This is a genomic window from Methyloceanibacter sp. (genome assembly GCF_051306395.1).
GTDB lineage: Bacteria > Pseudomonadota > Alphaproteobacteria > Rhizobiales > Methyloligellaceae > Methyloceanibacter.
Window position 1 is genome coordinate 1 of the sequence record NZ_JBPPND010000167.1, and the last position, 3,571, is coordinate 3,571.

Genomic DNA, 3,571 nt, shown 5'->3' on the forward strand with positions numbered 1-3,571 from the left:
TGGTCCATGTGGAACCACATCCGCACGGTCACCGCGCTTCTCGCTTGCGCGAGCTTGATCATGGCACTTGTCGAGATGGGCAACCCGTTCGCCCGCTGATCCTCACGGACAAACTGCACTCCGGCGCGCCGTCTGGTCCTTGATGTAATGCGGCTTGGTCGAGAAGGACCGCGAGAGGTTGTCAATCATCGTCCAACCGTCAAAGGCGCCGTCGTCGTCATAGTCGACGCGAACCAGAACGCCGTTATGCTCGCCGATGCGCGCCGTATTTGCGTAGCAGATCTGCGCCACGACACCTCGCGTCAGCCCCGGCTCGCAACGCGTGTATTGCCTGCCGCAATGGTCGGTGCTCGCTAGCGGTCCGGGCGGGAGTGCGCCCGTGGCCCGGATCAGCGCATGGCCGTTGCAGGCAAACCGCCGCTGATTGTAGATCGCCTCGGTCCGCGCCTTGGGCACCGCATACGGTCCCTCCCGCGTCCAGAAACCGATCGACTGGCCGGCGAAGGCTGCATTCTGAATGTCGGTATCGAGCGGCAGCCCGCCCCGGCATTTGCCGCCTGTTCTGCGCGCGAACCACGTGGTGTCGGTCCAGTTCTGGAAGAGATGCCACTGGCCCGAGTTGTGGAATTGCGTCGATCCGGCGAAGGACCGCGATGCGGAAAGCCAGGTGAAGTGGATCAGCCTTTGCCGCTGAAGCAACATGAGCGCATCCCCGCTTCCGTAAGCGCCGACCAGATAGCCGGCGCTGCGCAAGTTCCGGTTCACCACGGTGAAATACTCGACCATCTTCTTGGCCGTCGCCGTGTCGCTGCGATCGAAGTTGAAGTCGACGCCGAAATAAATCGCGGTGTTGGCGGGCTGACCGAGGGCGCGCGCTTGCGCCACCGCGGCGCGGGAATCGAGCTCCGCTTCGGTCTTGGTGGAATGCGGCGGGTTGGCCGGACTCGCGCAATTGGCGTCCTTGAGGATGAACAGCTTGCCCTTGCGGTCAAAGCTCTTGCCCTCGAACTTGTATTTGCTGCTTGAGAGATATTGGTAGATCGACAGCACCGCGAAGCCATGATCGAGGATCGCGTCGATCTCGCTCCCCGGTTGCCCGGCGCGGCCATTGTCGATAAGCCGCTTGCCCCTCCATTGCGCGCAGCGGCCGAGATAGCGGCCGATCACCTTGACGCCCGCGGCGCGCAGCTGCGGCAGATGGGGCGTCACGTTGTGGGACGTGTCGATGATGGCGATGCGGCCCAGATCCTCTCTGGCCGCGGCGCCGAAAGGCGCCAGCACAATCGTCATCAGCAAAACTGCAATTCCGTAGCGGGACAAAGAGATCGGCCCTCCTCGGCAAACGAATCTGCCTCGAACGGTTGGTTGAATCGTGGCAAAGCGTCAAGCGTGGGCAGCTAATCCCAATCGGGATGCTTCTCCTCCGCGGCGAGCGCGGCGATGCGCTCCTCGAAGGCCTTCATGAAGTCGTTGTAGCTGCCGGTGCCCTGGAGCGGTTCACCCGCATTGACCGTGCAGTTGAACGGCACGAGTAGCGACGAGCCCTTGGGCAACGCCTTGCCCAGACCGTGCATATAGACGGGGATGACGGGCACGTCCGGCCGGGCGCAGGCCAAATGCCCGATGCCCGTCTTGAGCCGCCCGAGCTTCTCCGGATCGCCGCGCGAGCCCTCCGGGAACAGCACCAGGATCTCCCCCCGGTCGAGCGCCTCTTCGCAGGCGACTAGCGGATTCACGCCTTTGCGCGCGCTGCCGCGCACCACAGGAATGATGCCGATGATATTGGTGACGAACCAGCCGCGCGCTTTGCTGGTGAAGAAATAGTCCACCGCCGCCACTGGCCGAAGCTTCGGCAGGAGCTTAAGCGGCATCAGCGACATCAGCGCCAGGGCATCGAGATTGGAATTGTGGTTGGCGGCCAGCACCGCGGGTCCGTCTTTCGGCAAACGCTCGCGGTGGCGCACGGTGAGGCCCAGCGCCACCAGGATCACCGCCCGCACCACGACCGCGAAGAACAGGAAGCGCATCAGCCTGATGACTGGGTTCTTGCTCATGGGGCGGGCCTCATGGCGTGAAGAAGTAGCGGAAGAAATGGAAGAAGGCGGGCGCCGCATAGGTGAGGCTGTCGACGCGATCGAGAATGCCGCCATGGCCGGGGATCAGCCCCCCGGTGTCCTTCACGCCGAGGTCGCGCTTCATCGCGGAAATGGTGATATCGCCGAAGAACCCGGCGACCCCGAGCACGAGGCCGGCCAGCGCCGACCACAGCCCATCCATGGGCGTGAGATACGGGCCGATGACCGCGGCCAGCGCCACCGTGGTCAGCACGCCGCCGATAAGCCCTTCCCATGTCTTGTTGGGGCTCACTTGCGGCGTCACCTTGTGGCGCCCCAGCAGCTTCCCCCACGTGTATTGCGCGACGTCGTTGAATTGCGTGAGCACCACCAGGAAGAACAAGAGCCCGACGCCCCCGGCCACCGGGTTATGCACCTCGCCGGAGACGAGCAGCATGGCCATGTGGCTCAAGCAGAACACGGTGAGCATCAGCCCCCAGGACAGCGTGCCCACCGCGCGCAGAAAGCCTTGCGTGTCCCCGCGCAACGCCATGAGCGCCGGGAAGAACAGGAACAGCCACACCGGCACGAACACGAGGAACATGTTGTACCAATCGGTGGCCGCCCAATAGTACTGGATGGGAATGGCGAGATAGGCGAACAGCAGAAGCGCGCGGTCGATGCGCCGCGTCGGAATCAGCGACAGATATTCCTTCAGCGCCAGATACGAAATGAACGCGAGGAAGACGATGGCCGCCGTCTTGCTGACGGCGATGGCGAAGGTGAACGCGCCGATCATCCACCACCAAGAGGCGGTGCGGCTCACCAGCTCGTCGTAATGGCCGGGCCGGCGCCAGCGCAACACCAGAACGAGCACCGTGGAGGCGATGAGCAACGCCCATACGCCGCCCGTGGCATAGACCACATGCTCGGGCAGGCCGAAGAGCCTGTTCATGGCTTTGCTTCCGCAACGATGCGCCGCGCGCGATTGACCACTGTGTAGGCCGATAGCGCCAGCAGAATGCCGAGATAGACGCCGGTCCACAGGCCGGGCGCGATCCCGAAGCCAAGCAGCACTGCCAGCAGACCGAATCCGAGCGCCCGGTCGCTCTTGCCGAACGGCCCATCATAGCGGCGCGATGCCTTGATCAGCGGTCCCAGCGCGCCGGTCATCTCGGCGACGATCCCCGTCACGACGACCAGCACGACAAGTGGCGCATTCACGCCGGGGATGAGCGCGAACGGCAGATAGAGCGCGGCGTCGGCAATCACGTCGGAAAGCTCGTTAAGCACCGCGCCTTGCGGCGTGATCATGCCGTGCTCCTTGGCCATCAGCCCGTCGACGGCATTGAGCGCCATGCGCACGAAGAGCGTCACCGGCAGAAGCAGCAAAGGCAAAGCGGCGCCAGGTTCAAACGCAAGCCACGCGCCTTGCGCGGCACTCAGCACCAGCGCGGCGATGGTTACCGCATTGGCGCTGACGCCCGCTTGCACCAGCCATGCCGCCACGGGGCGCA

The 3,571-nt window shown here is 64.3% G+C and carries 4 protein-coding genes; all 4 read right to left on the reverse strand.

Features of this window, described 5'->3' with window-relative positions:
* Positions 1–102 precede the first annotated feature (102 nt).
* Entirely contained in the window at positions 103–1,290 is a 1,188-nt protein-coding gene (locus ACSLE4_RS08715) for a glycoside hydrolase domain-containing protein (RefSeq protein WP_435904074.1), read from the reverse strand.
* 107 nt (positions 1,291–1,397) lie between these two features.
* The gene (locus ACSLE4_RS08720; protein WP_435904071.1) at positions 1,398–2,054 is read right to left on the reverse strand and encodes a lysophospholipid acyltransferase family protein; all 657 of its coding nucleotides are present in this window, start codon (positions 2,052–2,054) and stop codon (positions 1,398–1,400) included.
* A gap of 10 nt (positions 2,055–2,064) precedes the next feature.
* Positions 2,065–3,009, reverse strand: a complete 945-nt coding sequence (locus tag ACSLE4_RS08725; RefSeq protein WP_435904072.1) for a phosphatidate cytidylyltransferase — start codon at positions 3,007–3,009, stop codon at positions 2,065–2,067.
* On the reverse strand, positions 3,006–3,571 hold a 566-nt coding region (locus ACSLE4_RS08730), incomplete at its 5' end, for a CDP-alcohol phosphatidyltransferase family protein (protein ID WP_435904073.1). The genes ACSLE4_RS08730 and ACSLE4_RS08725, both read right to left, overlap by 4 nt.